Here is a 25,724-nt window from a genome sequence, read left to right as displayed (position 1 = left end):
GTCTGTCGATACGCGGAGGAAATCGTGGCGACAAATCCAGCCGAAGTGCTCTCTTTGCCCAAGCCCGCCTGGGCGGGGGACGAGGTCGGCATGCTCTACGACATGGCGCATCGCTTCATGTCGGAGGAGATCGCGCCGCGCTACGACGAGTTCGAGAAGAACGAGATGGTCGACCGCGAGAGCTGGCTGAAGGCCGGTTCCGCCGGCCTGCTCTGCGCTTCGATGCCGGAAGAATATGGCGGCTCGGGCGGCACCTTCGCGCATGAGAGCGCCATCATCGAGGCGATCGGCCATGTCGGCGTCGACGGTTTCGGCATCGGCCTGCACAATTCGATCGTCGCGCCCTACATCCTCCACTACGGCTCCGAGGAGCAGAAGAAGAAATGGCTGCCGAAGCTGGCGACCGGCGAACTGATCGGCGCCATCGCCATGACCGAGCCTGGCGCCGGCTCCGACCTGCAAGGCGTCAAGACGCGGGCGCAGAAGGATGGCAACCAGTACAAGATCAACGGCTCCAAGACCTTCATCACCAACGGCCAGCTTGCGAACTTCATCATCGTCGTCACCAAGACCGATCCGGAGAAGGGCGCCAAGGGCACCTCGCTGATCGTCGTCGAGACCGACGAGGTCGAAGGTTTTCAGCGCGGCCGTAACCTCGACAAGATCGGGCTCAAGGCTAACGACACGTCGGAACTGTTCTTCAACGACATGCGCGTGCCGACCTCCAACCTGCTCGGCCACGAGGAAGGGCAGGGTTTCGTCCAGCTGATGCAGCAATTGCCGCAGGAGCGGCTGCAGATCGGCACCGGCGCCATCGCCATGATCGAGCGGGCGCTGGCGCTGACCATCGACTACGTCAAGGAGCGTAAGGCGTTCGGCAAGGCGATCATCGATTTCCAGAACACGCAGTTCAAGTTGGCCGAACTCAAGACCGAGGCCACCATCGGCCGCGTCTTCTACAATGATTGCGTTTCTCGCCACATCGCCGGCGGCCTCGATCCTGTGACCGCGTCGATGGCCAAATACTGGCTCAGCGACCTGCAGGGAAAAGTCGTCGACGAATGCCTTCAATTGCATGGGGGCTATGGCTACATGAATGAATATCCGATCGCCCGCATGTTCCGCGACGCTCGCGTCCAGCGCATCTACGGCGGCACCAACGAGATCATGAAATTGCTGATCGGACGCTCGCTCTAATGCATGTCGCTCAAAAGTGGTCCCGGTTTTGGGGGATCGACATGCATCAGTCCAAAGCGGTCCGATAAACCAGGGAGCAAGAAAATGGCTGAAGCTTATGTCTATGACGCCGTGCGCACGCCGCGCGGCAAGGGCAAGAAGGACGGATCGCTGCACGAGGTGCCGGCGGTGCGGCTTGCCGCCAAGACGCTCGAGGCGCTGCGCGACCGCAATGGGCTCGACACCGGCACTGTCGATGACATCATCTTCGGCTGCGTCGATCCGGTCGGCGAGGCGGGTTCGGTCATTCCGCGCGCCGCCGCCTTCGAGGCCGGCTACGACACCAGGGCGCCCGGCATGCAGATCTCGCGCTTCTGCGCTTCCGGGCTCGATGCCATCAATTTCGGCGCCGCCAAGATCGCGCAGGGCGCCGATGAGATCGTCATCGCCGGCGGCGTCGAATCGATGTCGCGCGTCGGCATGGGCGCCTCCGGCGGTGCCTGGTTCATGGATCCTTCGGTCGGCCTGCCCGGCTGGTTCGTGCCGCAAGGCATCTCGGCCGACCTGATCGCCACCAAATATGGCTTCTCGCGCGACGACGTCGACGCCTATGCGGTCGAGAGCCAGAAGCGTGCGGCAAAATCCTGGGCCGACGGCCGCTTCAAGAGGTCCGTCATTCCGATCAAGGACCAGAACGGCCTGACCATCCTCGACCATGACGAGCATATGCGCCCGTCGACCGACATGCAGTCGCTTGCCTCGCTCAACCCGTCCTTCGTCATGCCTGGCGAAATGGGCGGCTTCGATGCGGTTGCCGTGCAGAAGCACCCCGAGGTGGAAGAGGTCAATCACGTCCACCATGCCGGCAATTCGTCCGGTATCGTCGATGGCGCGGCAGCCGTGCTGCTCGGCTCGAAGAAGGCCGGCAAGGCGATGGGGCTGAAGCCGCGCGCTCGCATCCGCACCTTCGCCAACATCGGCTCCGAGCCGGTGCTGATGCTGACCGGTCCGGTCGACGTCACCGAGAAGCTGTTGAAGCGTGCCAAGATGAAGCTCTCCGACATCGACCTGTTCGAGCTCAACGAAGCCTTCGCTTCGGTGGTGCTGCGCTACATGCAGGCCTTCGATATTCCGCATGACAAGATCAACGTCAATGGCGGTGCCATCGCCATGGGCCATCCGCTCGGCGCTACCGGCGCGATGATCTTCGGCACGGTGCTGGACGAGCTCGAGCGCCGCGATCTGAACACCGCCTTGGTGACGCTGTGCATCGGCGCCGGCATGGGCACCGCAACCATCATCGAACGCGTCTGACGGGGAGAGAAACGATGAGCTACACCAACTTCACCCTCGACATCGACGCCGACGGCATTGCGCTGGTCACCTGGGACATGCCGGGCCGTTCGATGAACGTCTTCACCGAAGAGGCGATGCGGGAGCTGAACGCCATCGTCGATCATGTGGCTGCTGACGCCGCCATCAAGGGCGCGGTGATCACCTCCGGCAAGGACACCTTCTCCGGTGGCGCCGACATCACTTTGCTGCAGAAGATGCTGACGACCTTCGCTGCGGAAAAGGGCAAGGACGCCGAAAAGGCGACCAAGGCGCTGTTCGACAATGCCGGCATGATGACCGGCCTGTTCCGCAAGCTGGAAACTTGCGGCAAGCCGTGGGTGTCGGCGATCAACGGCACCTGCATGGGCGGCGCCTTCGAATTGTCGCTGGCCTGCCACGGCCGTATTGCGGCCGACAGCGACAAGGTCAAGATGGCGCTTCCCGAGGTGAAGATCGGCATCTTTCCGGGTGCCGGTGGCACCCAGCGCGTGCCGCGGCTGACCGATCAGCAGCAGGCTTTGCAGATGCTGACCTCCGGCCAGACATTGTCGCCGCAGAAGGCCAAGTCGATGGGCCTGATCCATGAGATCGCCGAGCCGGCCAGGCTGGTCGAGGCCGCCAAGGCGATGATCAGGAACGGCCTGAAGCCGGTGGCGCCGTGGGACGAGAAGGGTTTCAAGCTGCCCGGCGGCCAGATCTATTCGCCTGCCGGCTTCAATCTGTGGCCGCCGGCCATCGCCATCCTGCGTCGCGAGACCTATGGCAACTATCCGGCTGCCGCGGCGATCCTGAAATGCGTCTATGAAGGCCTGCTGGTGCCGTTCGACACCGCCTTGCGCATCGAGCAGCGCTACTTCACCGAGATCATGCAGACCAAGGAAGCGGCGGCGATGATCCGCTCGCTGTTCGTGTCTTTGCAGGAACTGAACAAGGGCGCCCGCCGTCCCGCCGGCGTGCCCGAAACCAAGTTCAAGAAGATCGGCATTCTCGGCGCCGGCTTCATGGGCGCCGGCATCGCCTATGTCACCGCCAAGGCCGGCATCCCGGTGGTGCTGCTCGACCGTGATCTGGAGTCGGCGACCAAGGGCAAGGCACATTCCGACAGCCTGATCTCGGATCAGGTGAAGAAGGGCCGCGCCAAGCCGGAGGACAAGGACAAACTGCTGTCGCTGATCACGCCGACAGCCGACTACGCCCACCTAGCCGGCTGCGATCTGGTGGTCGAGGCGGTGTTCGAGGATTCGGCCGTCAAGAAGAGCGCCACCGAACAGGCGGAAGCCGTGCTGAAGCCATCGGCGATCTTCGCGTCGAACACCTCGACCATCCCGATCACCGGCCTGGCGAAGAATTCGGCGCGGCCGAAGAATTTTATCGGCATTCACTTCTTCTCGCCTGTCGACAAGATGATGCTGGTCGAGATCATTTTGGGCAAGAAGACCGGCGACAAGGCGCTGGCCACGGCGATCGACTTCGTCCGCGCCATCAAGAAGACGCCGATCGTCGTCAACGACACGCGCGGCTTCTACGTCAACCGCTGCGTGCTGCGCTATATGTCGGAAGCCTACAAGATGCTGATCGAAGGCGTCCCGGCGCCGATGATCGAGAATGCCGCGAAAGCCGCCGGCATGCCGGTCGGCCCCCTGGCGCTGACCGACGAGACGGCCATCGACCTTGCCCAGAAGATCATGAAGCAGACCATCAGGGATTTGGGCGACAAGGCGGTCGATCCCAAGCAGATGGCGCTGATCAACGCCATGGTCGACGATCACGGCCGCTTTGGCCGCAAGAACGGCAAGGGTTTCTACGATTATCCGGCCAAGCCCGCCAAGAAGAAGCTGTGGCCGGGCCTCAAGGATCTCTATCCGCAGCTTGCGCCCGAGAAGGTCGATTATGAGGAATTGCAGCAGCGGCTGCTGGTCACCATCGCGCTGGAAGCGGCCCGGGTGATGGAAGAGGGCATCGTCACCGACCCGCGCGAGGCAGATGTCGGCTCGATCCTGGCCTTCGGTTTCGCCCCCTACACCGGTGGTACGCTGTCCTACATCGACGGCATCGGCGCCAAGACTTTCGTCAAGATCGCCAAGAACCTGCAGAAGAAATACGGCGCCGAGTTCAAGGCGCCCAAGCTGCTGCTCGACATGGCCGAGAAGGGCGAGAGCTTCTACCAGCGCTTCGATCCCTACGCCAAGGGCGACGTGAAGCAGGCAGCCTGACGCTAGGTTATGTATGTCTGGGCACGCATGGCGCGCATGCTGGCCACGGCACTTGGCCGCTCGGCCCGGCCACGCCCGCCGACCGAAGCCGAGCGGCCGTTCATGCTCTCGCACGGGAATCTGCGCGAGCAGGCCAAGCGAGCCTGATCGCGCAAAACAATTTCGCGTTGGCCTGTCAGGCCGAGGCCGCAATCAGGAAGTCGGTCACTTCGTCCGAGAAGCTCATCTTGCGGCCGTCGAAGACGACATAACGCGTGCCCTCGGGGTCTCGGCGCCCGGTCGGCATCCCGTGCGCGACCAGCACTTCGGCGCAACCCAGCCAGTCGCCGTCGGGTTCGGGCTCGTTGACCGACCCCCATCCGAGTGTTCCAAGCACATTGCCGCCGAAACCGTGCGGCTCGCGCCAGTCGGCGCCGTGGTCGAGCAGGAAGCGCGTGAGGTCGACATCGCCGCGGAAGACAGCGTGGTTCAACGCCGAGGCATCCCAGTCGCCGCCGCGCATGGCGATCGGCCAACCCATCCGGACCATTGTCTTCACCGCGTCGCCACAACCCTGCGCGACAAGCTCGGGCAGCAACCGTAACTGCTGGCCCGATAGCGAGCCAGGCAGATCGGGCCGGCGGGCCTTGATCTCACGGGCCGTCGCCTCGTCGCCTGCCGCGCAGGCCGCGACGAACCGCTCCTCGTCGGGAAGCGGGTCGTCGTCTGCCGGTTGCCGCAGCAGCGCGGCGACGTCCGGCAGGCCAAAGCGCAGGGCGACCTGGTAGGCGCTCAAGCCCTCGGGCGTTCGCATGGAGGCATCGGCGCCGGCCGCAAGCAGCGCTTCGATATGCGCCGGCGAGCGCCGCCGCCGGATTGCCCACAACAGCGGACTGCCCCAATCGGAGGTTGGCTGGCTGCCGGCCGGTTCGTTGGGGCTGGCATCCGGCGCGGCGAGCAGCAGTTTCAACACCTCCAGGCTGTCGAGATCGAGAACCCGGTAAAGTGCATTGGAACCGGTGACACGCGCTCCGGCATCGAGCAGAAGCCGCGTGCAGGCCGGGTTCTCGAGCGAGTGGTAGAGCGACTCGCCGTCATTGGGATTGGCGCCGGCGTCGAGCAGCAGCTTCGTCATCACCGGATCGTGGTTCTGGCCGGCCGCGCCATAAAGCGCCGAGAGCGGATATTCGTCCGAAGGCTTTTCCAGCGATGCCGGCGGCCAGCGGCTGCCGACCGCCTGGTTGGGATCGGCGCCGGCCTCCAACAGCAATTTGGCCGCGGCGTGGAGAGCATCGCGAAAGCGCGGCAGCCACACAAGGCTCGAATGGGTGACGGCGACCAGCGGTGGCAGGCTGAGCGGGCCGCCCGGGCGGTTGATCCAGCCGGCGTCGCTCGTGATGGCCTCGCGCAGCAAAGCCTCATCGCCAATGGCGCAGGCGAGATAGGCATCGCCGTGGATCAGTGCCGGGTGGTCCGCGATCATGCGGGCAGCGGCAGCGGGGCTCGCCCGATTGCCGCTGCCGCTGATGTCGCCGGCATAGACGAGGCTTGCCCAGTTGCTGATCGAGCGCACACGGTCGGCACCGTAGGCGCGCCGGGCGTCGACGAAGCTGCTCAGGTCACGCCACGACGGGAAGCCATATTCGCGCGCCAGGCAGGACTGGGCGTCGTGCAGGCGCAGGTCGAGCGCGCGAATCGCGTGATCATCTTTGCCCGCTGCCAACGGCAACGCGTCACGAAAACGCGCAAGCGCATCCGGCTCGCCGCGCCTGTAGGCCGCGAACAATTCTTTGGCCTGCTTCTTCAACAGGTCGAGATCGGGACGGTTGGGGAGTTGTTTCATGAAAACCTCCGTGCGTTTCTTCGCCGAAGGTCCGCAAATCCGGCTGCACAAAGGTTTGGTTGTCAGCTCATCGATGCAAGTGGGTTCAACCCTTCCCGCGGACCCGGATGCGGCTTGCACCGCGGGTGGACCATAGTGTCGTTCGCAGGCCAAGGTCAATCCGGAGATAAAGTCATCGGCGCGGTCACAGCTGTGTGCTTGGATCACTTTCTGTCCGGCAAGGTTGTCGGCGGTAGACAATCCGCGGGTCGCGCGCTAGACAGCTTAGAGGCATTTTTTCCTGTTTGAAGGAGAGCAAGACGTGCTCTCGCATGACCGAGTCTGGGCCGCCATCGATGCTCTTGCCGAGCGCTATTCGCTTTCGGCCTCGGGTCTGGCCAAGCGCGCGGGGCTCGATTCCACCGCCTTCAACAAGTCGAAGCGCTTGTCGTCGGATGGCCGGCCGCGCTGGCCCTCGACCGAATCGCTGGCCAAGATCATCGAGGCGACGGGCGCTTCGCTCGACGAATTCACCGGTCTGATCGAGGGCCGGCCCGGGATCGGCAATGGTGCTTCGACCAGTCATGCCGCTTCGGTCGCCCGCAGAAGTTCCGTGCCGTTGCTCGGCTTTGCCCAGGCCGGCGCCGGCGGCTTCTTCGACGATGCCGGCTTTCCGGCCGGGCAGGGCTGGGATCTGGTCGAACTGCCGGCGCAATCGACCGAGAGTTCCTATGCGCTGCAGGTGCAGGGCGATTCCATGCTGCCGCTCTACCGCAATGGCGATGTCCTCATCGTCGAACCGGGCGCCATCACCCGCAAGGGCGATCGCGTCGTCGTCAAGACCACTGCCGGCGAGGTGATGGCCAAGGTGCTCGAGCGCCAGACCGTCAAGTCGATTGCGCTGGTCTCGCTCAATCCCGATCATCCCGACCGCGATATTCCCATGCGCGATGTCGAATGGGTGGCGCGGATTGTCTGGGCAAGCCAGTAGGTTCGGCTGGTGCGGCTCCTTCCTATTGCCCTGTCTGTTCTGATGGTCCCGGTGATGGCGGCCATGGTCGTCACTGGCGGTCGCACGCTGAAAGGAAGCGACAGCGTCGTCACGGTGGATCAGCTTGATCCGGGCGCCGATACGATCGCGCAGCAAGGCGCCGATACGGCCCCTGAAGAGCCGGCCACATCGGCCATAGCAGCTCCACAGCCGCCACAGCCGGCGTCACATTCGAGGGCGATCGATCCCGAAATTGTCGCCCCACCGGAACTGCCCGCCGAGGGGCTTGAACGGGTCGAGCCGCGCGAGCCATTGAGCAAGCTTGCGCTGGCCGTGCCGCCCAAGCCGAAAATGCCTGATGACTGGAATGGCACAAAGCTGTTCCAGCCGGTTGCGCCGGCCGCCGGGCTGATCGAGGCAAAGGGCTACTCGGTCGCGGTTTCCGGCATCGACATCGTCAGGCAGGACGAGACCTGCGGCGAGGACGGTAAAACCTGGCCATGCGGCGTCCGGGCGCGGACGGCGTTCCGCGCCTTCCTGCGCGGCCGCGCGGTGGTCTGCACCGTGCCGCCCGATGGCGGCCGCGACCTGATCGCCGCCGAATGCCGGATCGGCAAGCAGGATATCGGTCAATGGCTGGTCGAAAACGGCTGGGCGCGCGCCGCCAAGGGCGGGCCCTATGTCGAGGCCGGCGACAAGGCGCGCACGGCCAAGAAGGGCATTTTCGGATCGGCGCCCGATCTGTCCGGCCTGCCGGCAATGCCGGCCGCGCCGAGCCCGGCGCCTCAGGCGCCGAGTTCGATCCTGGAAGAGGTCGACGGCGTGCTCAAGCCAGCTGACCAGCCAGTGCCCGCTCAATGAGCGCCCGCGTCTCGGCAATGCCGTAGAGCGCTGCGAACGAACCGAAGCGTGGGCCGCGCTCCTGGCCGATCAGCACCTGATAGATCATCTGGAAGAAGGCGCCCGAGACGCCGGGGCCACCCTCCGGACTCTGCTTGGAATGATCCTGATAGCGTTCGATCTTGCGTGCGACGTTGAGCGAGGCGTTCTGGATCGCTTCGCCATTGGCGCCTGCCGGCAATTCGCCAAGCGCCTTGTCGAGGGCTTGCAGCGCCTCGCGCTCGACCTCGTCGGCCGGGCGGAAGGTTTTCGTCGGCTTCACGAAATCGTCGAAATAGCGGATCGCATGGCCGACCAACTGGTCGAGCTCGGGATGCGTCTTTGGCGTCACCCCTTGCGTGTGGCGTGAGATGAAGCCCCACAGCACATCCTTGTTCTGCGCGTTGGAAGCGCTGACCAGATTGAGCAGCAGAGAGAACGGCACCGGCATGTCGATGGCCGGCGGGTTGCCGTCATGCATATGCCAGACCGGGTTGCCCAGCCGTTCCTTCCAGTCCTGCCGGGGATACGCGGCGAGGAAGGTATAGTATTCGTCCACAGCCCGCGGGATGACGTCGAAATACAGCTTCTTGGCCTGCCGCGGGCGCTGGTACATGTAGAGCCCGAGGCTTTCGGTCGGCGCATAGGTCAGCCACTCGTCGATGGTCAGCCCGTTCCCCTTCGACTTCGAGATCTTCTGGCCGTTCTCGTCGAGGAACAGTTCGTAGACGAAATGCTCCGGCGCCCGGCCGCCCAGAATGTTGCAGATGCGGTCGTAGACCACCGCATTGGTCTGGTGGTCCTTGCCGAACATTTCGAAATCGACGCCAAGGGCTGCCCAGCGCATGCCGAAATCCGGCTTCCACTGCAGCTTCACGCGGCCGCCGGTGATCGAAAGCGTGGTCTCGGTGCCCTCGTCGTCGAAGGTGATGGTGCCGGCCTCGGCGTCGACATGCTTCATCGGCACGTAAAGCACGCGGCCACTCTTCGGCGAAATCGGCAGGAACGGGCTGTAGGTCGCCTGCCGCTCCGGGCCGAGCGTCGGCAGCATCACCGCCATGATCTGGTCGTAGCGCTCGGCGGCGCGCTTGAGCATCGCGTCGAAACGGCCGGACCTGTAGTATTGCGTCGCGCTGGCGAACTCGTAGTCGAAGCCGAACGTGTCGAGGAAGCGGCACAGCATCGCATTGTTGTGGTCGGCGAAGCTGGCATAGTCGTCGCCGAACGGATTGGGGACCGAGGACAGCGGCTTGTGCAAATGCTGCTCGAGTGCGGCGCGATCCGGCACGTTGTCGGGTATCTTGCGCATGCCGTCCATATCGTCGGAAAAGCACAGCAGCTTGGTCGCAACCTTGTCCTGCGTCAGGACGCGGAAGGCATGGCGCACCATAGACGTGCGCGCCACCTCGCCGAACGTGCCGATATGCGGCAGGCCGGACGGTCCGTAGCCGGTCTCGAACAGGATTGTCTGCGGAAAGTCGGCGCCTTTGTAGCGCTCGATGATCTTTTTGGCTTCTTCGAATGGCCACGCCTTGCTCTCGGCCGCGGCCGCCAGCAGCTCGGGATTGAGATCGATGATGTTTGATCCCGCCATGTTCACTGTTTTCCAAATCATTCGCCGGCCCATTCGAAGGCGGGCCGGAGCAGAGGTTTTTCAACCGGTCTCTAGGCGTGCATCGCCGGAGCGTCAACGCGTGCGGCGCTTTTTCCTTGCGGTGCGGATTGGGCGTTCCTACCTTCGAAGCCCGGTTTAAGGAGAAAAAATTGCCGACACCGCATGAAGCCCTGATCTACCTGATGGTCATCACCTCGGCCTCGGATCGCGACATGACCGATGTCGAACTGGCGCGGATCGGCGATGTCGTCCGCTCCTGGCCGGTGTTCGAGGACTTCAACCACGACAGGCTGGTCGGCGTCGCCCAGGCCTGCCAGAAGCGCCTGCACGAAAAGGACGGGCTGGAAGGCGTGCTGGCCGAAGTCGCCGAGGTCTTGCCCGAGCGCTTGCGCGATACCGCCTATGCCGCCGCCTTCGAGGTTGCCGCCGTCGATCTCGAAATGCGCATGGAAGAGGTGCGGGTGCTGCAGCTGATCCGGCGTCAGCTCGATCTCGACACGCTGACGGTCGCGGCAATAGGCCGTGCCGCCAAGGCGCGGCTGCGCACGCTGACCTGAATATCAGCAGCGTCTAGAAAAAGCTGACCGGGAAATAGCGCAGGTAGAATTCGGCGAACGTGCCTTTCATCGAAATCTCCTGCAAGGCGTAGTCCATCGCGGCGGCCAGCGCTGGATTGTCCGCTTTGGTGGCGATGGCCATGCCCGTGCCCAGATACTCGGGCGCCAGATAGGGCCCGCCGGCAAAGCGGCAGCAGCCCGCGGCATCCGAGCCGCCCAGCCAGAAGGCCAGGCGCATGCCGTCGCCGAAGGCCGCGTCGACCTTGCCGGCCTTGAGATCGTTGTAAAGGTCTTCCGGTCTGTCGAAAGTGACGACCTGAACCGTGTTGAAATAGTCGCGCAGCATGCGCTCATGCGCTGAGCCGGATATGACGCCGACGCGCTTGCCGTGCAATTTGTCAAAGACGGGTTCGGTCAGCGCCTTGCTCTTCGGCATGATGAAGCGTGCCGGAAACTGCAGATAGGGGCGCGAGAAGGCATAGGTCGCGCGCGATTCCGGCGTTGCGGCGATGCCGGCGATGATCGCCTCGCCTTCGCCTTTCTGCAGTGCGCCCTCCAGCTCGCTCCAGGGCAAGGCCTGGATCTGGCACTTTTCGACGATGCCAAGCTCGGCGCAGATGGCGCGTGCCAGATCGATGTGGAGGCCGGACAGCTTTCCCGAGCCGTCGAGGAAATTGAAGGGTGGGAAGTCCGTGGTGGTCAGGAATCTCAGCCGGGGCAGCGCCGAAAGGTCCGGCTTGGGCAGCCGCTCCTTGGCATCCCACAGAACCGGAACCTGAGGCGCCGCGGCGCGCGCGCCATCGGCGAACGACAGCAAACCGATCAGCATCGCAAGGGCGAAGGACCTCCACTGGAACGCCAAGATAAAACTCCGCCACGCTCGTGCTCGCACCGGTTTTGGTACGAAAATGGTACAGGCACAATGGTTTTTGATTTCAACACGCCGATTTCAGGATATGATTTAGCCGGTTTGCAAATCAGCCTTGGCCGCCTTGGTGAGAGGATCAAGGTCGGAACCACAGAATAAGCATGCGGTTTGCAATCCGTGGTCGGTGGCGAAGTGTAAATCAGACACGCATCATTGGCCGCAATGCATGAGGCAACATGGGGTTGATGTTGCGATGAGTCAGTTCGATCGCACGCTGGAATTCATAGACCAACTGCAGCACGCCGCAACGGCGGCGGCAGTCTGCGAAAGGCTGCTGGGCATAACGTCGGATTTCGGTCTCACCGCACTGATGGCGGGAACCGTACCGCAGCCAGGCACGCCGGCCGGCCAGCAAAAGCAGCATGTGCTTCTCTGCGACTGGCCTGGCGAGTGGCTCGAGCGCTATGTGGCACGCAACTATGTCGATCACGACCCCGTCGTCAGCCACATGAAACAGCTGCAGGCGCCCTTCCAGTGGCGCGAGGCGTCGCAGAGCATCCGCATAGACAAGAGCAGTGGCGAAGTGATGGGCGATGCCGGCGCCTTCAAACTGCGCGATGGGCTGGCCTTCCCGCTGATCACGCTCGACGGCCAGATCGTCATGGTGTCACTGGGCGGCGAGGCCGTGGAATTGTCCGCTGCCGAGTTCGGCCAGGTGTCGCTGGTGTCGACCTACGCGGTTGGCCGCGCCATGCAACTCCACACCATGGCGAGCAAGACCATCGATCATATCGTGCTGACGCCGCGTGAGCGCGAATGCCTGCAATGGGCCGCCGTCGGCAAGTCCGAATGGGAGATTTCGCAAATCCTCGGCATCTCCGAACACACCTCGGAGAAACATCTTCTTAACGCCAAAAGCAAACTCGGTGCCGTCAACCGGGTTCAAGCTGTCGCCGAAGCGATAAGGCGAGGCTACATTAGTTAGGTCGGCCGTGCCGGCCTAGAAATCCTTGCCTACGCGATCACGCAATTTTCTCATCAAAGCACGGCCGTATCTTCCTCTGAACACAGGAGACGGCGGAATGCTTTTTTCCCTTACAACCCAGGAATTGATGGAACGTCCCGACCTTTGGGAGGCCGTCCACAGGCTGCGCTACAAGATATTCGTCGAGGAGATGGGATGGGATGATCTCAGGCGCCCCGACGGGCTCGAACGCGACCAGTTCGATCATGACGAGGCAGTGCATCAGATCGTCATCAGAGGTGACGAAGTCGCGGGCTATCAAAGGATGTTGCCGACCACGAGGCCACATCTGCTGACCGAGGTTTTGACCGACCTCTCCGAAGGAACGCCGCCATCGGGCCCAAACATCTGGGAATTGACCCGCTATGCGGTGGCTCCCGGTTTTCGTGATGGCCGTCGTGGCGTCTCGACCGTCGGCACCGAACTGATCGCGGGCTTCGTCGAGTGGGGGCTGAAGCGCGGCGTCGACAAGGTGATCATCGAGTTCGAGCCGATGTGGGTGCTGCGCGCCTTGCAACTGCACTTCCTGGCGACCCCGCTGGGCTATCAGCGCACCTATGGCAACCAGCAGGTGGTCGCCACTCTGCTCACCTTCAACGAGCACACGCTCGACGTGGTGCGGTCGCGCCGCAATCATTTTGCTCCCGTGCTGGCCAGGGGATATCCCGACATGCTCGGCCAAAGGCGAGCGTCATGAGGTCGGAGACAGTCATGAGCGCACATCCACAACCCGAACTCCGCAATCACACGCTGGTCGTCACCGTGTCGTCGAGTGACGGCCGGCCGGTGCTGGACAGGAGAGCCTATGAAAGCCTGGCAAGGACTTTCCATGAAGCCGCCGACAATGAGGAGGTGCGCGTCGTCGTGTTGCGCGGCCTGGCAGGCTGTTTCTGCCTCGGCGGCGACTTCTCCGAATTCCTCGATGCCACCAAGCACCAGAAACTGATCGCCGCCGTCACCGACCTGTTTCGCACGCTGGCGACATTTCCCAAGCCCATCCTTGCCTGCGTCGATGGCGATGCCGTCGGCGTCGGCTGCACCATCCTGTTCCATTGCGACATGGTGATCGCGTCCGATGAGAGCACGTTCAGGGTGCCGTTCGTCGATTTCGGCCTGGTGCCGGATGCAGCGACCAGCATCCTGGCGCCGCAGAAGCTCGGCTATGCCGGTGCTTTCCGCTTCTTCTGCCTCGGCGACACGCTTCGCGCCGAGGATGCCAGGGCGCTCGGCCTCGTCGCCGAGATCGTACCGGGCGGCACCGTCGAGGAAGCGGCGCTTGGCCGGGCGAGACAGCTTGTCAAGAAGCCGGTCGCCGCCCTGTTGCAGACGCGCGGCCTGTTGAAGGGGAACACCGAGGCGCTCTGCGACCGCATCGACCACGAGATTTCGCTTTTCCAGCAGGCGCTGCAGGACGACACCACGCTGCGGCGATTGCAGCGCATCGCCCGGCTCGCGGCCTGAGCGAAAGCGTCAAGGAATACGCGCCGCGCGGCCCTTGGCCGCGCGGCGCGGAAGCGTCAATCCTGCTTGCCGAGGAACGATGGCCCTTCGCCGATGATCTTCTTGTCCTCCTTGCCGATCACGTCGAGATCGCGCCCGTCATAGGGCAGCGACAACAGGATGCGCCGCATGACCGCCAGCCGCGCGCGTCGCTTGTCATTGGCCCGCACGATGATCCATGGCGCGAACTCCTTGTGCGTGCGCTCGAACATGGCATCGCGCACCTCTGTGTAATCGTCCCACTTGGTGATACCGGCAACGTCGATCGGCGAAAACTTCCAGCTCTTCAGCGGGCTGTAGCGGCGGTCGTGAAAGCGCTCCAGCTGCGTTTCCTGGCCGATGTTCAGCCAGAACTTGAAGAAGTGGATGCCCTCGTTGGAGATCATCCGCTCGAAATGCGGCGTCTCCTCGAGAAACTGTTCGTGCTGTTGCGGCGTGCAGAAACCCATCACCGGCTCGACGCCGGCGCGGTTGTACCAGGATCGGTCGAAGGTGACGAATTCGCCCGATGTCGGGAAATGATCGACATAGCGCTGGTAGTACCATTGCCCCAGCTCGGTCGGGGTCGGCTTGGTCAGCGCCACATTGCGTGCCGTACGCGGGTTGAGGTATTGGCGTACCACGAAGATCGTGCCGCCCTTGCCGGCGGCGTCGCGGCCCTCGAACAGCGCCATCACCCGTTTGCCGGTCGACTGAAGCCAGGCCTGCGCCTTGACCAGCTCGATCTGCAATTTCTCGAGCGTCCCGTCATACTCGTCGCTTTTCATCTTCTTGTCGTAGGGATAGCCGCCGGCGGTCAGCTTGTTGTCCTCGACCCAGTCGGGAAGCGCGGGATTTTCGATGTCGAACTCCCGCTCCTTGCCGTCGATCCTGATCTTCAGCGGCCCCGAAGTCGGCGCGGCAGAACTTTCCTTGGTTTTTTTCATCAAGACGAACCCTTTCCAGCTTCCGGACTCATGCTATGGGGAGCCACTACAGCGCCGCGCATCCGTTTGGACGCGCAAAAGACGCTGTAGCACTTTTAGTTTGCGCATGATCCTTTCCGAAAATCGATTCCCGATTTTCGGGGTCATGCGGCAACCGGCCGAGCGGAAGTTTTCGTCACGGTGCGGCCGGGTGCGAAGGCATGGGGTGCGGGCTCACGAGCGAATGGCTGACCTGGATGCAGAGCAGAGAGGCATCGCGCAAACCATGGCCACACGGCTGTGGAACAGCCGCTGGCTGCTTGCGGCCGGCATCGTCGCGGTCGTCATTGTCTATGCCTTGGCCGGGATTTCAGCCTATGTCGTCCTCGCGGCGCTGCTCCTGCTGCTTGTCGCGGCGATACTGCCGGCCACCGGCGCGCGCCAATCCACCGAGAGCGGCGCTGCCATCGAGGCCACCGGCCTGCAGCGGCTTTCCGGTGAATATCTGGCCGCCGCGGTCGCCGATCCTCTGATCATCTTCGACCGGACCGCCACCATCGTGCATGCCAATGCCGCCGCTTTCGCCGCCTTCGGCGGGATCGCGCCGGGCATGTCGCTGTCGTTGAAGTTCCGGGCGCCGGAAATGCAGGCGCTGCTGGACGGTGTGCTGTCGGGCGACGTCGCCTCCGATGTCGTCGACTATACGGAAAAGCTGCCGGTCGAACGGGCCTACCGGGTGAGCGCGTCCTCGGTCGGTCACGCCACCGATCTTTATGTGCTGGTGTTCAAGGACCAGAGCGAAGCGCGCAGGATCGACCGCATGCGCGCCGACTTCATCGCCAATGCCAGCCACGAACTGCGCACGCCGCTCGCCTCCATCGCCGGCTTCATCGAAACGCTGCGCGGGCCAGCCCGCAATGACCCGGCGGCGCGCGATCAGTTCCTGCAGATCATGCAGAGCCAGACCGGCCGCATGGCGCGCCTGATCGACGATTTGCTGTCGCTGTCGCGGCTCGAGATGAAGCCCTATCTGAAACCTGGAACCGAGGTCGATCTGCGCGAAACCATCGACAGCGTCATCGATTCACTCGGACCGCTGGCCAGGGAAAACAGCGTTGCCATCGAGCGGGACTTTGCCGAAGGGCCGCTTGATGTGCCGGGCGATCGCGACGAGCTTTTCCAGGTTTTCGAGAACCTCCTGGAAAACGCCTGCAAATACGGCCAGTCGGGCGGGCGCGTGACGGTGTCGATCGCGCGCAGCGATGCCGGCTCTGAACCCGGCATCGACGTGACCATCAGGGATTTTGGCCCCGGCATACCCGAGGAGCACATTCCGCGCATCACCGAGCGCTTCTACCGCGTCGATGTCGAGACCAGCCGCACCCAGAAAGGCACCGGCCTTGGCCTGTCGATCGTCAAGCATATCCTGACGCGCCACAACGCCAGGCTTTCGATCAAGTCCGAGGTCGGCAAGGGCGCGGCCTTCTCGGTTCATTTGCCGACGCACTGATATCGCCCTAGTTTCGGGGGGACTGTTTCTTTTTTCTGTCATCCGGCTAGCGTATCAGCGGGGATTCGAGGAAACGACTCAAAATCCAAACACCCCGTGGGAAGGCATTTTGCCATGCAGTCCGTGCACATCGTCAGCGCCTATGACGAGGAGCTGAAATATCTGTCGAAGCGCATCGCGGCGATGGGCGGCCATGCCGAGCGCATGGTCGAGCAGGCCATCGCCGCTTTGGTCAATGCCGACCCGGGACTGGCTCAGAAGGTCATCCGCGACGATGCCGTGCTGGATGAAGGGCAACGCGAAATCGACGACAAGGCGATCATCATCATCGCCAAGCGTCAGCCGATGGCGACGGATTTGCGCGAGATCGTCGGCACCATTCGCATCTCCGCGGACCTCGAACGGGTCGGCGACCTCGCCAAGAACGTTGCCAAGCGGGTGGTCGCCGTTACCGACGGACGCCAGCCGACCAGCCTGTTCCGCGGCCTCGAGGCCCTGGCCAACCTGGCGCTGACCCAGCTCAAGGAAGTGCTCGATGTCTATGCATCGCGCTCGGTCGACAAGATCGGTTTCGTGCGCGACCGCGACGACCAGATCGACGCCATGTACACATCGCTGTTTCGCGAATTGCTGACCTACATGATGGAAGATCCGCGCAACATCACGCCCTGCACGCATCTGCTGTTCTGCGCCAAGAACATCGAGCGCATCGGTGATCACGCCACCAACATCGCCGAGACCATCTACTACATCGTCACCGGCGAGCAGTTGCCGGCCGAGCGGCCCAAGGGCGACAAGACCGACAAGATCGGCCTTTCCGGGACGCTGCCGGTGAAGTGAACGGCGGCCTCTCGAACCGCCACGCGAATTGCGCTAAGCTTTCCGGGCTTTGCCTCTATCCTCGTCCGTGGGTTTGCTTCGGGAGGTCGTGATGGAAAATGTTCGGAACCTGACCCCGGCGTCTGCGCCGACATCCGGCATTATCGCTTGCGGCGTCTACACGGCCGGGCGCCGCATCGCCGACATCCCCATCGAGGAAGCCGGCGAATGGGCAAAAAAATCCGGACATGTCGTCTGGATTGGCCTGCTCGAGCCCGACCGCAACCTGCTGCTTCGCGTCCAGGCGCAGTTTCACCTGCATGAGCTGGCGATCGAGGATGCCGAGCACCCGCACCAGCGGCCGAAGATCGAACAATATGGCGACGCCTTGTTCATCGTCGCCCGCACCGCGCAGCTGATCGACGGCCGGGTCACCTTCGGCGAGACCCATTTGTTCGTCGGTAGCGGCTACATCGTCAGCGTCAGGCACGGTCCCTCGACGTCCTATGCCGCCGTTCGTCAGCACTGGGAAAGCTGCCCGCACTCGCTGGCCAAGGGCGAGGATTTCGTCCTCTACGCCATTCTCGATTTCATCGTCGACAATTACATGCCGGTGCTCGAGCAGATCGAGGACGAGGTCGAGGCGATCGAGGACAAGATTCTGCTGAAGCCGATGACCGGTCCCGATATCGAGCGGCTCTATATGCTGCGCCGCGATCTCCTGCGCCTGCGCAATGCGGCGCTACCGCTGGTCGAAGTCTGCCGCCGGCTGACCAGCGCCGAGCTGCCGCAGATCCATACGGCCATGCACCCGCTGTTTCGCGACGTCACCGACCACATCCGCACCGTCCAGGAGAAGATCGACAGCCTGCGCGAGGTGCTGGCGTTCGCTTTTGAAGCCAGCCTTCTGGTCGGCCAGAGCCAGGAAACGGCGAACACCAAGAAGCTCGCCTCATGGGCCGCCATCCTGGCGGTGCCGACGGCGCTCGCCGGTATCTACGGTATGAATTTCAGCGATATGCCGGAACTGAAGATGGAATACGGCTATCCGGTGGTTCTGGCCACGATCGCGCTGATCTGCGCGTTCCTCTACTGGCGGTTCCGCAAGAATGGGTGGCTGTGAAGAGTAGGGCAGTAGGCAATAGGCAATAGGCAATAGGCAATAGGCAATAGGCAATAGGCAATAGGCAGTAGGGTAAGAAGTTCAGAGCAAATTGCCCTACTGCCTATTCCCTACCGCCTAATCCCTAACTATCGGCTCCGCCGCCGCTCCGATGCCGGCTGGAATGCCACGCGGGCGTGATACTTGCAGTAGGGTCCGGTTTCGGCGGCCTCGTTGCCGCAGAAATGGAAGTCCTCCGAAAGCGGATCGCCGTTCGGCCATTTGCAGGTCCGCTCGGTCAGCTCGACGAGCTGCAGATGCCGCGAGATCGGCAACACGACATTCTCGACCGGGCGGATGTAGTGGCGTGCCACCGGTTCAGCGTCGAACTGCGTCTGCAAGGCCGTCGCGCCGATCGACGTCGTGACGTGGCGGGTAGCGGTTGCTGCGCGTGATACCGATTTCTGAACGGTCGATCCTTGCGCCGCCTTCTTCTGGCGTGCCGGCGTTGCGGTCGAGCGTCCGCGGCCCGACAGTTTCAGCCGGTGCACCTTGCCAATGACCGCGTTACGGCTGACCCCTCCAAGCTGTGCGGCAATCTGGCTTGCGCTCAGACCCTCCGACCACAGTTTCCTCAAGAGTTCTACCCGCTCGTCAGTCCAGTTCATGAGACCGCGCTCCTCTAAGCGTGCGGCAATCGGAATCCTTTCCCGACCCGGCAACATTTGCCGGGGCAGACACCACATATATCTGGTGATTAGGTCCGCCGCACGAAATCTAGTTATTTCTCGACTACAACTACTCTATGCGCTGACTCGGTGACAAGAGTCCCAAGTGCAACACGAATCGGTTTTTTCGGTTTTCCCCAACTTGCCCGGTCGCTTATGAGCCGGCGTCTCGTCAGGGGGCTCGCCGCGCGCCACTACGCGACGTTTTCGTTGACTTCATGGCCGAAAAACACGATAAGCCGCACAGGCCGCCGCTTTGGCGGCTTTTTTGATTTTCCGGTACCGGAGACGCATATAATGAGCGGTTCGGCGCTTTACGAGACCTTTGCTCGCGCACCCCTGGCCTTTGACCACGGGGAAGGCACCTGGCTGATTACCGACAAAGGCGAGCGATATCTCGATTTTGCCGGCGGCATCGCCGTAAACTCGCTTGGCCACAGCCATCCGCATCTGGTCGCCGCACTCACCGAGCAGGCCGCCAAGCTCTGGCATGTTTCCAATCTCTACGAGATCCCGGGGCAGAGCCGGCTCGGCGAGCGGCTGGTCGACGCCACTTTCGCCGACAAGGTGTTCTTCACCAATTCCGGCGCCGAGGCGCTGGAATGCGCAATCAAGACGGCGCGCCGCTACCAGTTCGTCAACGGACACCCGGAGCGCTTCCGCGTCATCACTTTCGAAGGCGCCTTCCATGGCCGTACGCTTGCGACCATCGCGGCCGGCGGCCAGTACAAATATCTCGAAGGCTTCGGCCCCAAGGTCGAAGGTTTCGATCAGGTCGGTTTCGACGATATCGACGCCGCCGAGAAGGCGATCACACCGGAAACGGCCGCCATACTGATCGAACCGGTGCAGGGCGAGGGCGGTATCCGTCCGGTGCCGACGCAATCGCTGAAGCGACTGCGGCAATTGTGCGAGCAGCACGGCCTGCTGTTGATCTTCGACGAGGTTCAGTGCGGCATCGGCCGCACCGGCAAGCTGTTCGCGCATGAATGGTCAGGGGTTACGCCAGACATCATGGCGATCGCCAAGGGCATTGGCGGCGGCTTCCCGATGGGCGCCTGCCTTGCCACGGATGAAGCGGCCGTCGGCATGACCGCAGGCGTGCATGGCACCACGTTCGGCGGCAACCCGCTGGCCATGGCTGTCGGCAACGCCGTGCTCGATGTCGTGCTGGAAGACGGCTTCCTCGAAGACGTCCAGCGCAAGGCGCTGCTGATGAAGCAGGGTCTCGCGTCGGTCGCCGACGAGTTTCCCGAAGTCATCGAGGACATCAGGGGCACCGGGCTGATGCTCGGCCTCAAATGCGCCATGCCCAACACCAAGGTGAACATGGCATTGCGCGACCAGCACCTGCTGACGGTTCCGGCCGGCGACAACGTCATTCGCCTGTTGCCGCCGCTCACCGTTACCGATGCCGAGATCCACGACGCGCTCAACCGCATCCGCGCCGGCGCCAAGGGCCTGGCGGAGGCGATCGCCTCCGCCGCCGCGAAGTAATCCCGGAACCATTGCTGATGTCAGTTCGCCATTTCACCGATCTTTCCGCCGTCTCCGAAGGCGATCTGCGCTTCATGCTGGACGATGCGGTGGTGCGAAAGGCTCGCCTCAAGGCCGGCGAGCGGACCAAGCCGCTTGAAGGCAAGGTGCTGGCGATGATCTTCGACAAGCCGTCGACGCGCACGCGTGTGTCCTTCGACGTCGGCATGCGCCAGCTTGGCGGCGAAACCATCATGCTGACCGGCACCGAGATGCAGCTCGGCCGTTCCGAGACCATCGCCGACACCGCCAAGGTGCTGTCGCGTTATGTCGACGCGATCATGATCCGCACCACCTCGCATGAGCGGCTGCTGGAGCTGACCGAGAACGCCACCGTGCCGGTGATCAACGGACTGACCGACGACACCCATCCCTGCCAGCTGATGGCCGATATCATGACCTTCGAGGAGCATCGCGGTCCGGTCGCCGGCAAGACCATCGCCTGGACCGGCGACGGCAACAATGTGCTGCATTCGCTGCTCGAGGCCTCGGCCCGGTTCCGCTTCAACCTCAACGTCGCCGTGCCCGAGGGCAGCGAGCCGGCGCAGAAGCATATCGACTGGTCGCAGGCGCATGGCGGCAAGCTGCACTTCACCCGCTCGCCCGAGGAAGCCGTCGATCAGGCCGACTGCATCGTCACCGATTGCTGGGTGTCGATGGGCCAGGAGCATCGCGCCCGCGGCCACAACGTGTTCTCGCCCTATCAGGTCAACGCCAAGCTGATGGCCAGGGCCAAGCCGGACGCGCTGTTCATGCACTGCCTGCCGGCGCATCGCGGCGAGGAAGTGACCGACGAGGTTATCGACGGGCCGCATTCGGTGGTCTTCGACGAAGCCGAGAACAGGCTCCATGCCCAGAAGGCCGTGCTCGCCTGGTGTCTCGGCGCTTGATCTCCGGGGGTGTGATGCCTATCTGCGGGCCATCACGCAAATCAAGCGCGTTTCGTCGCATGCGCCCCTCAGGGCGGCATGGCCGCGCCCTGGAGCTTTGTCATGTTGGAAACCTATCAAGTGACTGAACATCACCCCAAACTCGGTGAATTCGGCTACGCCGGCGACGATCACGTCGTGCCGTTCGAGGTCGGCCCGCTCGATGTGCGCGGCCGCACCGTCCAGCTCGGGCCGATGCTCGACGCCATCCTCACTCGCCACGACTATCCCGAGCCGGTCGCCCGCCTGCTGGCGGAGGCCTGTGTGCTGACGGTGCTGCTCGGCACCTCGCTCAAGTTCGAGGGCAAATTCATCCTGCAGACCCGCACCGACGGGCCTGTCGACATGCTGGTCGCGGATTTTTCCACGCCCTCGGCATTGCGCGCCTATGCGCGTTTCGATGCCGACCGGCTGGAGGCGCTGGTCGCGGCAGGAGAAACGTCGCAGCAGACCCTGCTCGGCAGCGGCGTGCTGGCGCTGACCATTGACCAGGGCGCCCATACGCAGCGCTATCAGGGTATCGTCCAGCTCGACGGCGAGACGCTGGAAGACGCGGCACGCACCTATTTCCGTCAGTCGGAGCAGATCCCGACCGATCTCAGGCTGTCGGTGGCCAAGCTTTTGACGCCCGGACCCGGCGGGGCCCGCGAGCAGTGGCGCGCCGGTGGCATCCTGGCGCAGTTCCTGCCGCAGTCGCCCGAGCGCATGCGCGTCCCGGACCTGCCGGGTGGCGATGGCGATCCGCGCGAGGAGATCCACGATCCGGCCGACAATTCCTGGCAGGAATTGCTGGCGCTGCTCGGCACCATCGAGCCGACTGAACTGATCGACCCGACGATCGGCGCCGAGCGGCTGCTTTATAGGCTGTTCCACGAGCATGGCGTGCGCGTCTTCGGCGGCGTTCCGGTCGCCGACCAGTGCTCGTGCTCTAGGGACAAGATCCGCGGCATCCTTGAAGGTTTTTCCGCACAGGAGATCAAGGACAGCACCGAGGATGGCGGCATCCACGTCGCCTGCGAATTCTGCTCGAAGCAATATGACTTCGACCCAGCGGAATTTGCGGCTCAGTGAGCCCTCTTTCTCCCCGTAGAACGGGGAGAAAGACGCTAATTCACCGTTCGCCGCGTCCCCGGCAGATCGAGTGAAAACGCCGGAATGGCGATGTCGAACGTCTCGCCCCGCTTGTTGCGCATCGTGTAGTGCCCGACCATGATGCCGGACGGCGTCGAGAGCGGGCAACCGGACGTGTACTGATAACTGTCGCCGGGATTGAGTTCCGGCTGATCGCCGACGACGCCGGGGCCGCGCACCTCTTCGACCCGGCCGGTGCCGTCGGTGATGTGCCAATAGCGCGACAAAAGCTGCACGAAATCGTCCGACTGATTGTCGATAGTTATCTGATAGCCCCAGACATAGCGGTTCTCCGAGGGATCCGAGCGGTCCTCCAGATAGAACGGCCTGACCTGGACTTCGATGTTGCGCGTCACGGCGCTGTACATAAGCGACTCCAAAACAATCCGGTAACTTTCGGCGCTCCACGCGGGCTGGTCAACGGTGCGCGTCCTGTCATTGCGCATTGAGCGGCAGGTGGCGGCAAAGAATGTCATTTAGGTGACACATGACAATGATGGTGTGCGCCAATCAGTGCCGCGCGACTCGGGCGCTCTGTCGAACTGTTGAACCGGTCGTCATGCCAGCCAGATTGTTCTGGCGGACCGGTTTTTCTGGAGTGACCGGATCTCGATGGAACTCACTCTCATAGCCGCCACGCTTTCGACTGCCCTTGTCCTCTCAAATCTCGCCAGCATCGTGCTTGCCGCTTCGCGCCTGAAACGGCGCCGCACCATCGCGCCGCCGGCCGGCAAGCCGCAGCCGGTGTCGATCGTCGTGCCGGCGCGTGGCGTCGAGCCGTTCACGCATGAGACGCTGGAGCGTGCCTTCTCGCTCAACTGGCCGCGCTATGAGCTGATCTTCTGCGTCGCCCATGCCGACGATCCGGTGGTCAAACTGATAAACAGGGCGATTGCCCTGTTTCCAAAGGTGCCGGCCCGGCTGCTGGTCGGCGACGACCGTATCAGCGCCAATCCGAAACTCAACAATTGCCTCAAGGGCTGGGAAGCGGCGCGCCATGACTGGGTCATCCTGGCCGATTCCAACGTGCTGATGCCGAGGGATTACGTCCAGCACCTCATGGCTGCATGGCGGCCCGGCACCGGCCTTGTCTGCTCGACGCCGATCGGCTCGCGGCCGGCCGGCTTTTGGGCCGAGGTCGAATGCGCTTTCCTCAACACGCTGCAGGCGCGCTGGCAATATGCCGGCGATGCGCTTGGCCTTGGCTTTGCCCAGGGCAAGAGCATGCTCTGGAACAAGCCGATGCTCGACGCCAATGGCGGCATCCGCGCGCTGGCCGCCGAGATCGCCGAGGATGCCGCCGCGACCAAGCTGGTGAACAGCCTCGGCCTGCGCGTCAATCTCGTCGCCGCGCCCTTCGAGCAGCCGCTCGGCCGGCGCACGTTCGACGAGATCTGGTCGCGCCAGGCCCGTTGGGCGCGCCTGCGCCGCGTCACTTTCCCGCTGTTCTTCGCACCCGAAATCCTGACTGGCGCGGTGGTGCCGCTGGTGCTTGCGCTGCTTGCGGCGGCAAGTGCCGGCGTCAGCCTCTGGGCAACCGCCCTTACCGTGCTGGCGGCCTTCTACCTTCCGGAGTGCGCCCTGGCCTGGTCCAAGGGCTGGTACCTGTCGCCGCGCATGGTCGCGGCGATCATGGCGCGCGACCTGATCCTGCCGGCGATGTGGGCGCGCGGTTGGCTCGGCGGCGCCGTCGACTGGCGCGGCAACGCGATGACCATCGGCACCAAGGCGGCCGAGCTGGAAGAGACGCCGTCCGGCGCGTGAAGGCCTCTATCTGGCCTTCAGCGCCTGCGCGATGTCCTCTAGCAGATCGTCGGTATCTTCCAGGCCAACCGACAGCCTGAGCGTGCCCGGCCCGATGCCGAGCTCGGCGCGCGCCTCGTCACTCAAATTCTTGTGCGTCGTCGTCGCCGGGTGGGTGATCAGGCTCTTGGCATCGCCGAGATTGTTGGAGATCAGCACGATGTCGAGCGCGTTCTGCAAGGCGAAGGCCGCCTGCTTGCCGCCCTTGACGTCGAGGCAGATCAGCGTCGAGCCGCCCGCCATCTGCTTCTTGACGATATCGGCCTGCGGGTGGTCGGCGCGCCCGGGATAGATGACACGGGCGATTTCCGGCCGCTCGGCCAGGAAATCCGCGATCTTGCCTGCGCTTTCCGTCTGCTGGCGCACGCGCAGCGGCAGCGTTTCCAGGCCCTTCAACAGCGTCCAGGCGTTGAACGGCGACAGGCTGGGTCCGGTGTGGCGGAAATAGTCGTGCAGGTTCTCGTCGATCCACTTCTTGTCCGACAGGATGACGCCACCGAGACAGCGCCCCTGGCCATCGATGTGCTTGGTCGCCGAATAGACGACGATATGGGCGCCGAGCTGCAACGGCTTCTGCTGAAGGGGCGTAGCAAAGACATTGTCGACAATCAGTCGCGCCCCGATCGTATTGGCAAGCGAAGCGACCGCTGCGATGTCGACCACTTCCAGCGTCGGGTTGGTCGGGCTTTCCAGGAAGAACAGCTTGGTGTTCGGCTTGACCGCCTTTTCCCAATTGGCGATGTCGGTGCCGTCGACCAGCGTCGCCTCGATGCCGTATCTCGGCGCCAGCGTCTCGACCACCCAGCGACACGAACCGAACAATGCGCGCGCCGCCACGATATGGTCGCCGGCCTTGGCGCTGCACAGAAGCGCCGCCGTCACCGCGGCCATGCCCGACGCGGTGGCGCGCGCGTCTTCCGCGCCTTCGAGTGCACACATGCGTTTTTCGAACATGTCGACGGTCGGATTGGCGTAGCGCGAATAGATGAAGCCCGGCTCCTCGCCCTTGAAGCGGGCTTCGGCGGCTTGCGCGGTTTCGTAGACATAGCCCTGGGTAAGGTAAATCGCTTCCGACGTTTCGCCGAAGCCGGAACGCAGCGTTCCGCTGTGCACGAGTGCCGTCTGAGGCTTCCAGTTGCGCTTCTTGGTGCTCATCGCTCTTCTTCCAGACACAAAAAAACCGGCCGCGAAAGTCGCAACCGGTCCATACGGCCTTGCGGCCCGACGGTCCTTTAGCGACTTGTTTAACGTGGCTGCAAGCCGACCGGCCAAATCACCACGGGATAACGACCCTTTAGACCC

The 25,724-nt window shown here is 63.4% G+C and carries 23 protein-coding genes, 1 pseudogene and 1 riboswitch; of the genes and pseudogenes, 17 read left to right on the top strand and 7 right to left on the bottom strand.

The features are described 5' to 3' along the window. Positions 1-90: 90 nt before the first annotated feature. From HB777_25035 to HB777_25020, 4 genes and pseudogenes are all read left to right on the top strand, one after another. Positions 91-1,197, top strand: a complete 1,107-nt coding sequence (locus HB777_25035; GenBank protein QND68900.1) for an acyl-CoA dehydrogenase — start codon at positions 91-93, stop codon at positions 1,195-1,197. Positions 1,198-1,281: 84 nt separating this feature from the next. Next, positions 1,282-2,490, top strand: a complete 1,209-nt coding sequence (locus HB777_25030) for an acetyl-CoA C-acetyltransferase (GenBank protein QND66854.1) — start codon at positions 1,282-1,284, stop codon at positions 2,488-2,490. Positions 2,491-2,504: 14 nt separating this feature from the next. Next, the gene (locus HB777_25025) at positions 2,505-4,724 is read left to right on the top strand and encodes a 3-hydroxyacyl-CoA dehydrogenase (protein ID QND66853.1); all 2,220 of its coding nucleotides are present in this window, start codon (positions 2,505-2,507) and stop codon (positions 4,722-4,724) included. 48 nt (positions 4,725-4,772) lie between these two features. After that, a pseudogene (locus HB777_25020) lies at positions 4,773-4,871 on the top strand (thioesterase). Positions 4,872-4,899: 28 nt separating this feature from the next. Here HB777_25020 and HB777_25015 read toward each other — a convergent pair. After that, a complete protein-coding gene (locus tag HB777_25015; protein ID QND66852.1) occupies positions 4,900-6,546 on the bottom strand; it encodes a hypothetical protein in 1,647 nt (548 codons plus the stop codon). Positions 6,547-6,847: 301 nt separating this feature from the next. Between HB777_25015 and HB777_25010 the strand changes: the two genes are divergently transcribed. Next, positions 6,848-7,516, top strand: a complete 669-nt coding sequence (locus tag HB777_25010; protein ID QND66851.1) for a helix-turn-helix transcriptional regulator — start codon at positions 6,848-6,850, stop codon at positions 7,514-7,516. A gap of 42 nt (positions 7,517-7,558) precedes the next feature. After that, the gene (locus HB777_25005) at positions 7,559-8,377 is read left to right on the top strand and encodes a thermonuclease family protein (GenBank protein ID QND68899.1); all 819 of its coding nucleotides are present in this window, start codon (positions 7,559-7,561) and stop codon (positions 8,375-8,377) included. Here HB777_25005 and HB777_25000 read toward each other — a convergent pair. Then, on the bottom strand, positions 8,343-9,989 hold the full coding sequence (locus HB777_25000; protein ID QND66850.1) for a lysine--tRNA ligase: 1,647 nt from the start codon (positions 9,987-9,989) through the stop codon (positions 8,343-8,345). The two genes, HB777_25005 and HB777_25000, sit on opposite strands and share 35 nt — an antisense overlap. Before the next feature lie 128 nt (positions 9,990-10,117). Here HB777_25000 and HB777_24995 point away from each other — a divergent pair, with 128 nt between their 5' ends. Continuing rightward, positions 10,118-10,567, top strand: coding sequence for a tellurite resistance TerB family protein (locus HB777_24995; GenBank protein ID QND66849.1), 450 nt, complete (start codon positions 10,118-10,120; stop codon positions 10,565-10,567). Between the two features lie 13 nt (positions 10,568-10,580). On the opposite strand, the gene HB777_24990 is transcribed toward HB777_24995, so the two are convergent. Then, on the bottom strand, positions 10,581-11,429 hold the full coding sequence (locus HB777_24990) for a transporter substrate-binding domain-containing protein (protein QND66848.1): 849 nt from the start codon (positions 11,427-11,429) through the stop codon (positions 10,581-10,583). Positions 11,430-11,688: 259 nt separating this feature from the next. Here HB777_24990 and HB777_24985 point away from each other — a divergent pair, with 259 nt between their 5' ends. From HB777_24985 to HB777_24975, 3 genes are all read left to right on the top strand, one after another. Next, a complete protein-coding gene (locus tag HB777_24985; GenBank protein ID QND66847.1) occupies positions 11,689-12,420 on the top strand; it encodes a LuxR family transcriptional regulator in 732 nt (243 codons plus the stop codon). A gap of 97 nt (positions 12,421-12,517) precedes the next feature. Next, positions 12,518-13,156 (top strand): GNAT family N-acetyltransferase, encoded by a 639-nt coding sequence (locus tag HB777_24980; GenBank protein QND66846.1) that lies wholly within the window; start codon positions 12,518-12,520, stop codon positions 13,154-13,156. Then, positions 13,153-13,920 (top strand): crotonase, encoded by a 768-nt coding sequence (locus tag HB777_24975; protein ID QND66845.1) that lies wholly within the window; start codon positions 13,153-13,155, stop codon positions 13,918-13,920. Before HB777_24980 ends, HB777_24975 begins: the two co-directional genes overlap by 4 nt. A gap of 56 nt (positions 13,921-13,976) precedes the next feature. Here the strand turns inward: HB777_24975 and ppk2 are convergent, their stop codons facing one another. Then, complete coding sequence (gene ppk2 / locus HB777_24970; protein QND66844.1) at positions 13,977-14,885, bottom strand: polyphosphate kinase 2; 909 nt, start codon at positions 14,883-14,885, stop codon at positions 13,977-13,979. A gap of 223 nt (positions 14,886-15,108) precedes the next feature. On the opposite strand from ppk2, the gene HB777_24965 reads away from it, so the two are divergent. From HB777_24965 to HB777_24955, 3 genes are all read left to right on the top strand, one after another. Continuing rightward, a complete protein-coding gene (locus tag HB777_24965) occupies positions 15,109-16,374 on the top strand; it encodes a two-component sensor histidine kinase (GenBank protein ID QND66843.1) in 1,266 nt (421 codons plus the stop codon). A gap of 114 nt (positions 16,375-16,488) precedes the next feature. Continuing rightward, positions 16,489-17,214, top strand: coding sequence for a phosphate signaling complex protein PhoU (gene phoU / locus HB777_24960; protein ID QND66842.1), 726 nt, complete (start codon positions 16,489-16,491; stop codon positions 17,212-17,214). Positions 17,215-17,305: 91 nt separating this feature from the next. Then, positions 17,306-18,316, top strand: a complete 1,011-nt coding sequence (locus HB777_24955; protein ID QND66841.1) for a magnesium and cobalt transport protein CorA — start codon at positions 17,306-17,308, stop codon at positions 18,314-18,316. A 128-nt stretch (positions 18,317-18,444) separates the two neighbouring features. Here HB777_24955 and HB777_24950 read toward each other — a convergent pair whose 3' ends face one another. After that, positions 18,445-18,963, bottom strand: a complete 519-nt coding sequence (locus HB777_24950; protein ID QND66840.1) for a GcrA cell cycle regulator — start codon at positions 18,961-18,963, stop codon at positions 18,445-18,447. A gap of 357 nt (positions 18,964-19,320) precedes the next feature. Between HB777_24950 and HB777_24945 the strand changes: the two genes are divergently transcribed. The 3 genes from HB777_24945 (at position 19,321) to HB777_24935 (ending at position 22,559) form a co-directional block, all read left to right on the top strand. Continuing rightward, a complete protein-coding gene (locus HB777_24945; protein ID QND66839.1) occupies positions 19,321-20,520 on the top strand; it encodes an aspartate aminotransferase family protein in 1,200 nt (399 codons plus the stop codon). A 17-nt stretch (positions 20,521-20,537) separates the two neighbouring features. Then, the gene (gene argF / locus HB777_24940) at positions 20,538-21,449 is read left to right on the top strand and encodes an ornithine carbamoyltransferase (GenBank protein ID QND66838.1); all 912 of its coding nucleotides are present in this window, start codon (positions 20,538-20,540) and stop codon (positions 21,447-21,449) included. 102 nt (positions 21,450-21,551) lie between these two features. After that, positions 21,552-22,559: an Hsp33 family molecular chaperone gene (locus HB777_24935; protein QND66837.1), complete on the top strand. Its 1,008-nt coding sequence runs from the start codon at positions 21,552-21,554 to the stop codon at positions 22,557-22,559. Positions 22,560-22,594: 35 nt separating this feature from the next. On the opposite strand, the gene apaG is transcribed toward HB777_24935, so the two are convergent. After that, positions 22,595-22,987, bottom strand: coding sequence for a Co2+/Mg2+ efflux protein ApaG (gene apaG, locus HB777_24930; GenBank protein QND66836.1), 393 nt, complete (start codon positions 22,985-22,987; stop codon positions 22,595-22,597). A gap of 244 nt (positions 22,988-23,231) precedes the next feature. On the opposite strand from apaG, the gene HB777_24925 reads away from it, so the two are divergent. Beyond that, a complete protein-coding gene (locus HB777_24925) occupies positions 23,232-24,383 on the top strand; it encodes a glycosyltransferase (GenBank protein ID QND66835.1) in 1,152 nt (383 codons plus the stop codon). Between the two features lie 6 nt (positions 24,384-24,389). Here HB777_24925 and HB777_24920 read toward each other — a convergent pair whose 3' ends face one another. Continuing rightward, positions 24,390-25,577, bottom strand: coding sequence for an O-succinylhomoserine sulfhydrylase (locus HB777_24920; GenBank protein ID QND66834.1), 1,188 nt, complete (start codon positions 25,575-25,577; stop codon positions 24,390-24,392). A 57-nt stretch (positions 25,578-25,634) separates the two neighbouring features. Beyond that, a riboswitch (SAM riboswitch) is annotated at positions 25,635-25,712 on the bottom strand. Positions 25,713-25,724 lie beyond the last annotated feature (12 nt).

The organism is Mesorhizobium loti, from assembly GCA_014189435.1.
In the GTDB taxonomy this organism is placed as follows: Bacteria; Pseudomonadota; Alphaproteobacteria; order Rhizobiales; family Rhizobiaceae; genus Mesorhizobium; species Mesorhizobium loti_G.
The sequence above is the reverse complement of the archived record's forward strand: the minus strand, read 5'-3'. Positions and strand labels throughout refer to the sequence as shown.

What these genes read in the sequence shown, in the direction of transcription:
- ppk2 (QND66844.1), bottom strand. Translation starts at nt 14,885, where the DNA reads ATGAAAAAAACCAAGGAAAGTTCTGCCGCGCCGACTTCGGGGCCGCTG.
- HB777_24985 (QND66847.1), top strand. Translation starts at nt 11,689, where the DNA reads ATGAGTCAGTTCGATCGCACGCTGGAATTCATAGACCAACTGCAGCAC.
- HB777_24935 (QND66837.1), top strand. Translation starts at nt 21,552, where the DNA reads ATGTTGGAAACCTATCAAGTGACTGAACATCACCCCAAACTCGGTGAA.
- HB777_24955 (QND66841.1), top strand. Translation starts at nt 17,306, where the DNA reads ATGGAAAATGTTCGGAACCTGACCCCGGCGTCTGCGCCGACATCCGGC.
- HB777_24975 (QND66845.1), top strand. Translation starts at nt 13,153, where the DNA reads ATGAGGTCGGAGACAGTCATGAGCGCACATCCACAACCCGAACTCCGC.
- apaG (QND66836.1), bottom strand. Translation starts at nt 22,987, where the DNA reads ATGTACAGCGCCGTGACGCGCAACATCGAAGTCCAGGTCAGGCCGTTC.
- HB777_25000 (QND66850.1), bottom strand. Translation starts at nt 9,989, where the DNA reads ATGGCGGGATCAAACATCATCGATCTCAATCCCGAGCTGCTGGCGGCC.
- HB777_24950 (QND66840.1), bottom strand. Translation starts at nt 18,963, where the DNA reads ATGAACTGGACTGACGAGCGGGTAGAACTCTTGAGGAAACTGTGGTCG.
- phoU (QND66842.1), top strand. Translation starts at nt 16,489, where the DNA reads ATGCAGTCCGTGCACATCGTCAGCGCCTATGACGAGGAGCTGAAATAT.
- HB777_25025 (QND66853.1), top strand. Translation starts at nt 2,505, where the DNA reads ATGAGCTACACCAACTTCACCCTCGACATCGACGCCGACGGCATTGCG.
- HB777_25005 (QND68899.1), top strand. Translation starts at nt 7,559, where the DNA reads ATGGTCCCGGTGATGGCGGCCATGGTCGTCACTGGCGGTCGCACGCTG.
- HB777_25015 (QND66852.1), bottom strand. Translation starts at nt 6,546, where the DNA reads ATGAAACAACTCCCCAACCGTCCCGATCTCGACCTGTTGAAGAAGCAG.
- HB777_24945 (QND66839.1), top strand. Translation starts at nt 19,321, where the DNA reads ATGAGCGGTTCGGCGCTTTACGAGACCTTTGCTCGCGCACCCCTGGCC.
- HB777_24965 (QND66843.1), top strand. Translation starts at nt 15,109, where the DNA reads ATGGCTGACCTGGATGCAGAGCAGAGAGGCATCGCGCAAACCATGGCC.
- HB777_24980 (QND66846.1), top strand. Translation starts at nt 12,518, where the DNA reads ATGCTTTTTTCCCTTACAACCCAGGAATTGATGGAACGTCCCGACCTT.
- HB777_24920 (QND66834.1), bottom strand. Translation starts at nt 25,577, where the DNA reads ATGAGCACCAAGAAGCGCAACTGGAAGCCTCAGACGGCACTCGTGCAC.
- HB777_25030 (QND66854.1), top strand. Translation starts at nt 1,282, where the DNA reads ATGGCTGAAGCTTATGTCTATGACGCCGTGCGCACGCCGCGCGGCAAG.
- argF (QND66838.1), top strand. Translation starts at nt 20,538, where the DNA reads ATGTCAGTTCGCCATTTCACCGATCTTTCCGCCGTCTCCGAAGGCGAT.
- HB777_25035 (QND68900.1), top strand. Translation starts at nt 91, where the DNA reads ATGCTCTACGACATGGCGCATCGCTTCATGTCGGAGGAGATCGCGCCG.
- HB777_24925 (QND66835.1), top strand. Translation starts at nt 23,232, where the DNA reads ATGGAACTCACTCTCATAGCCGCCACGCTTTCGACTGCCCTTGTCCTC.